Origin of the sequence: Neisseria sp. HMSC03D10, assembly GCF_001807625.1 — a bacterium.
Classification (GTDB): Bacteria; Pseudomonadota; Gammaproteobacteria; order Burkholderiales; family Neisseriaceae; genus Neisseria; species Neisseria mucosa.
In genome coordinates this window covers 1-5,600 of sequence record NZ_KV789611.1, presented here as the reverse complement: position 1 = coordinate 5,600, position 5,600 = coordinate 1, and the positions used below count along the sequence as shown (strand labels likewise).

The window sequence follows — 5,600 nt, the reverse complement described above, 5'->3', positions numbered from 1 at the left end:
GCCGTCCTGGTTTAAAGTTAATCCACTATAAAGGAAAAAGGTCGTCTGAAAACCTTCATCTTCCGTTTTCAGACGACCTTTGATGCGATGGCTGCCGCTTACAGCACTGATTTCACAGTATCCACCACATTTTCCACAGTAAAGCCGAATTCTTTGAACAGCAGTTCGGCAGGGGCGGATTCGCCGAAGCGGTTGATGCCGACGACTGCGCCGTTCAATCCGACGTATTTGTACCAGCCGTCGGCGTGTCCGGCTTCTACGGCGATGCGTGGCAGGCCTTCAGGCAGGACAGCGGCTTGATAGACGGCGTCTTGGCGGTCGAAGACGTTGGTAGACGGCATGGAAACGACGCGTACGGCGATGTTTTGTGCAGCGAGGGCTTTTTGCGCTTCCAAAGCCAGCTCGACTTCGGAACCGGTGGCAATGATGACGGCTTGGGCGTTGCTTTGGGCTTCGCTGATAACGTAGCCGCCGCGTTTGATGTCGTTCAGTTGTTGTTCGTTGCGCGCTTGGAATTTCAGGTTTTGACGGCTGAAAATCAGGCAGGACGGATGGTCTTCGGCTTTTACCGCTTCCGCCCAGGCCACCAAGGATTCGGCGGTATCGCACGGACGCCATACATCCATGTTCGGAATCAGGCGCAGGGTGGCGGTTTGCTCGACGGGTTGGTGGGTCGGGCCGTCTTCGCCGAGGCCGATGGAATCGTGGGTGAAGACGAACACGGGGTTGATTTTCATCAGCGCCGCCATGCGCAGGGCGTTGCGTTCGTATTCGCTGAACATCAGGAAAGTCGCGCCGAAGGGTTTCACGCCGCCATGCAGGGCAAGGCCGTTCATGATGGCACCCATGCCGAACTCGCGCACGCCGTAGTGGATGTAGTTGCCGCCTTTGTCGCGGGTAACGGAGACGCTGCCTGACCAGTCGGTCAGGTTGGACGGGGTCAGGTCGGCAGAACCGCCCACCAGTTCGGGCAGCTCTTTAGCCAAAATTTCGATGCTGTTTTGGCTGGCTTTGCGGGTGGCGATGGTTTCGGCTTTGGCGCACACTTCTTTCAATGCGGTTTGAACGTAGGCATCGAAATTGTCCGGCAGTTTTTTATCCATGCGGCGCACGAATTCTGCGGCTTCGGCAGGATATTTTGCTTGGTATTGCGCAAACAGCTCGTTCCATTCCGCTTCCAATTTCGCGCCTTGTTCTTTCGCGCTCCATGCATCGTAAATTTCTTGCGGAATTTCAAAGGCGGGGTAAGCCCAGCCCAGATGTTTGCGCGTGGCTTCGATTTCGTCCGCGCCCAAAGGTGCGCCGTGGGTTTTGTGGCTACCTTCTTTGTTGGCGCTGCCTTTGCCGATTAAGGTTTTGCAGCAGATGAGGGACGGTTTGCCGGTTTCGGCGCGGGCAGCTTCGATGGCGGCTTGAATGGCGGCGGTGTCGTGGCCGTTTACGTTGGGAACAACGTGCCAGCCGTAGCTTTCAAAGCGTTGCGGGATGTTTTCGGTAAACCAGCCATCCACTTTGCCGTCAATGGAAATATTGTTGTCATCATATAAAACAATCAGTTTGCCCAAGCCCAAGGTGCCGGCAAGCGAACAGGCTTCGTGCGATACGCCTTCCATCAGGCAGCCGTCGCCCATGAAGACGTAGGTGTAGTGATCGACGATGTTCAAACCGTCTTTATTAAATTCGGCGGCCAGGATTTTTTCCGCCAATGCCATACCCACCGCGTTGGCAATGCCTTGTCCCAACGGACCAGTCGTGGTTTCCACGCCGTCAGTGTAGCCGTATTCGGGGTGGCCGGGGGTTTTGCTGTGCAGTTGGCGGAAGTTTTTCAGGTCTTCAATGCTCAGGTTGTAGCCGGTCAGGTGCAGCAGGCTGTACAACAGCATGGACGCGTGGCCGTTGGAGAGGATGAAGCGGTCGCGGTTGTAGAATTTGGGGTTGGCGGGGTTGTGGTGAAGGAATTTCGTCCACAATACTTCCGCCATTTCCGCCATACCCATGGGCGCGCCAGGGTGGCCGGAATTTGCTTTTTGAACGGCATCGGCCGAGAGGAAACGGATTGCGTTTGCCAGTTGAGACATTTTGTACCTTCCTTGCTGTATTGGTTTGAAACGGTAACGGTAAAGAAAATTCCGTTGATTATCGCCCGATTCGGTCAGGCTTTCAAGGATGCGGGCGGCTTTCAGACGACCTTTCCGTCTATCAGAAGGACAACTTCAAACCGGTACGGCATCGGTTTCGCGTTGTCCTGTTTTAAAAATTGTCCGCATAAGGGGTCGTCTGAAACAGGCAAAGCAGATGAGATTAACTGTTATTCCGTTTTGAAACAGTAGTTTATAAATTTTTATCGGAGATATAGCGATTCGCTATAAACATAGTGTCATCGGTTATATGCAACTGCTTGAATATCGCCGATTTCAGACTTGGGCAACGGAAAAATCAAAACGGGTGGCATATAAAAGCCAAGTAGGGCTTTTTGCTTTGGTCAAGCTCAAATGATATGATTCCGACGCATATAAAAGGTCGTCTGAAAAACCAATCAAACCAGTAATCAGAATAAAAGACCTGCGCGCAAACACACGAAGGAACACTGAAAAATGTCAACAGAAAACCAAGCCGAAAACGCTGTGTCAGAAGAAAAAAACGCTGCCCCGAAAGAGCAGTCCGAGAAACCGGCAAAAACCGCTCCGCCCAAACCCTCAAAACCCAAATCCAGCGTCATCCAAATCCATCCCGAAGGGGAACGCATCCATCCGAAAAAAGCGGAAGGGCGGTTCGCCAAATTGCGTATAGCCGCCGTATTGGCGACGCAGTTTGTGTTTTATGTGATTCCGTGGTTCAACTGGAGCGACCGTCAGGCGGTACTCTTCAATATTCCGGACCGCCATTTCTTCATTTTCGGGCTGTCGCTGGGTATGGGCGACTTGATTTACCTTGCCCTGCTGCTGATGATTTGCGCCTTCGGACTGTTTTGGTGGACGACGATTGCCGGACGCTTGTGGTGCGGCTATTCCTGCCCGCAGACGGTTTACACCGAAATCATGCTTTGGATCGACAACTTGGTCGAAGGCGACCGCAACAAACGCCTGAAGCTGGAAAAATCGCCGTGGAATTTCACTAAAATCCGCATCAAAGCAACTAAAGCCCTGCTGATTTTCATTGTCTGCGCGTGGACAGGCATTACCTTTGCGGGCTGGTTTGTCCCGATCCGCCAGTTCGTTCCCGACTTGTTTGCCGGAGCGGCGGGCGGCGGCGCGATGTTTGCCGCAGCGTTTTACGGCTTCATGACCTTCTTCTTTGCCCACGTTATGCGTGAGAAAGTGTGCCTGCATATGTGTCCGTATGCACGCTTCCAAAGCGCGATGTTCGACAAAGACACGCTGATTATTTCTTACGATACCGAACGCGGCGAACCGCGCGGCGCACGCAAGAAAACCGCCAACAAAGAAGACAGCGGATTGGGCGACTGCATCAACTGCACCATGTGCGTACAGGTCTGTCCCGTCGGTATCGATATCCGCGACGGTTTGCAATACCAATGTATCGGCTGTGCGGCGTGTATTGATGCCTGCGACGAAATTATGGACAAAATGGGTTATCCGCGCGGCCTGATACGCTATACGACCGAAGGCGCGTTGGAACACGAATATCCTGAAAGCGACATCAAAAAACGCTTGAAACGTCCGCGTGTGGCGGGATACGGCGCTGTTTTACTGGTGGTTATTATTGCTTTCTTGGTCGGACTTTCCACCCGCAAAATGGTAGAAGTCGATATTTTGAAAGACCGCGGCGTGATGGTGCGCGAAAACAGCAAAGGTTGGCTGGAAAACGCATACAACCTGCGCATTATCAACAATAGCGAAAACGAACAAGTGATGACTGCGGCAGTCAAAGGCTTTGAAGAAATTGCCCTGACCGGATTGCCGGAAGGCGGCGTGAAAATCGCACCGCGCCAAACGTTGACCATCCCTGTCCAAGTTTCCACCATTCCCGAATACGCCGACAAGGGCAGCCATCCGATTGAGTTTACCTTCACTTATCGCGAAACCGGCAAAGCAGATGGCAAACCCACTATCTTGGAAGAAGAAGCAACCTTTATCGGAGAATAAAACGTGTCCGAGCAAAAACAAGTCAAACCTTGGTACAAACACATTTGGCCGTGGGTGTTGATGGCGGGGCCTATTTTCGTTGTGATTGCCAGTGTCGCCATGTTCTTCGTCGCCAAAGAGCATGCAACCGATTTGGTAACGGACGACTATTACAAAGACGGCAAACACATCGACATCCAGCTTCACCGCGATGAAGAGGCAGTAAAGCGGCATATGCAGGTGCAAGTGTTGATCAGTCCGGATAAGGATGCGGCCAAAGTGTTTGTCAGCGGGGAATTCGATCCCAAACAGCCTTTGAATCTCCTTTTGATGCACCCGACTAAAAAATCGGAAGACCAAACCGTCAAACTGCACCCCGTCAGCTCGGAAATCCAAAACGGCCGTATGGAGTATGAAGCAACTTTCAAACCCCTGCCGCCGACCAACCACTGGTATCTGCGCGTGGAAGATACCTCGGGCGTTTGGCGGGTGGAGGATAAATGGATAGTCAGTCAAGGCAATGCAATCAATCTGACCCCTATGAACAAATTGTTTGAGAACGCCAATCAGAAGCCGAAAGATTCAGGACAATAGTTTGACAGGCTCAAAAGGTCGTCTGAAAAATTTCAGACGACCTTCATGTTGTAAGGTTTGTGATGATGTTGGCGCAATTATAGTGGATTAACCTTAAACCAGTACGGCGTTGCCTCGCCTTAGCTCAAAGAGAACGATTCTCTAAGGTGCTGAAGCACCAAGTGAATCGGTTCCGTACTATCTGTACTGTCTGCAGCCTTGTCCTGATTTAAATTTAATCCACTATAAAGCGGGCAGGGCAGTATCGGTCGTGAACATAGCTGAATGACTGATAAGGCAGGATAACCGTTTTCAGATGACCCCGGTCGTCATGAAAGTAACAAGGACAAGGTATGAGCAAACGCTGGCGCAGGCTGACGGACAACGAAATCAAAATGGCAAAGCTGATTTTTGCCGACAGCATTGATTACGCCCGCGTCAAAATCTATCAAGGCATTCCTTGCCTACCAACCATGCAGGTTGCCGTTTCGCCCAACGGGAACATCTATTTCCCGCGCAATAATTGTCCTGACGACTTCGCCCTCGCTTCCGAGTCCCATCAAATATGGATGATTCATGAATTGACCCATGTTTGGCAGTACCAGCAAGGATTTAAAACCTGGTTGGGCGGATTGTTTTTGTTCGTCAGCGGAGGCTACCGCCGCCGCCGTGCCTATCTCTATCCCAATCTGTCTGATATTTGTCATTTCGGTATGCTGAATATGGAGCAGCAGGCGGATTTATTGGCGCATTATTACGCGTCGTGTCATCTAAAAGGCAACATATACAACGCCCAAAATCAAACCTTTCAAAAGATTTTAAAGTCGTTTATCGACGACCCGTGCCAAAAAGAATGGCTGCCTCAATGCAGGTTTTATCGAAAAAACAAACGGACTTGAAGGCTTTTGCTGTCTGAGAACGTGTTCATTGTCTCAGCCTCTG

General features: G+C 51.4%; 4 protein-coding genes. 3 read left to right on the top strand and 1 reads right to left on the bottom strand.

Features of this window, described 5'->3' with window-relative positions:
- Positions 1-98: 98 nt before the first annotated feature.
- A complete protein-coding gene (gene tkt / locus HMPREF3066_RS11285) occupies positions 99-2,078 on the bottom strand; it encodes a transketolase (protein ID WP_070443038.1) in 1,980 nt (659 codons plus the stop codon).
- A gap of 516 nt (positions 2,079-2,594) precedes the next feature.
- On the opposite strand from tkt, the gene ccoG reads away from it, so the two are divergent.
- The 3 genes from ccoG to HMPREF3066_RS11270 all read left to right on the top strand — a co-directional run bounded on the left by ccoG (position 2,595) and on the right by HMPREF3066_RS11270 (position 5,557).
- Entirely contained in the window at positions 2,595-4,106 is a 1,512-nt protein-coding gene (gene ccoG / locus HMPREF3066_RS11280) for a cytochrome c oxidase accessory protein CcoG (RefSeq protein WP_070443037.1), read from the top strand.
- Between the two features lie 3 nt (positions 4,107-4,109).
- Complete coding sequence (locus HMPREF3066_RS11275) at positions 4,110-4,679, top strand: FixH family protein (RefSeq protein ID WP_070443036.1); 570 nt, start codon at positions 4,110-4,112, stop codon at positions 4,677-4,679.
- Positions 4,680-5,011: 332 nt separating this feature from the next.
- Positions 5,012-5,557: a type IV secretion protein Rhs gene (locus HMPREF3066_RS11270; protein ID WP_070443035.1), complete on the top strand. Its 546-nt coding sequence runs from the start codon at positions 5,012-5,014 to the stop codon at positions 5,555-5,557.
- Positions 5,558-5,600 lie beyond the last annotated feature (43 nt).

Excerpts from the sequence above, each read along its gene's own strand:
- ccoG (WP_070443037.1), top strand. The coding sequence starts at position 2,595 with ATGTCAACAGAAAACCAAGCCGAAAACGCTGTGTCAGAAGAAAAAAAC.
- tkt (WP_070443038.1), bottom strand. The coding sequence starts at position 2,078 with ATGTCTCAACTGGCAAACGCAATCCGTTTCCTCTCGGCCGATGCCGTT.
- HMPREF3066_RS11270 (WP_070443035.1), top strand. The coding sequence starts at position 5,012 with ATGAGCAAACGCTGGCGCAGGCTGACGGACAACGAAATCAAAATGGCA.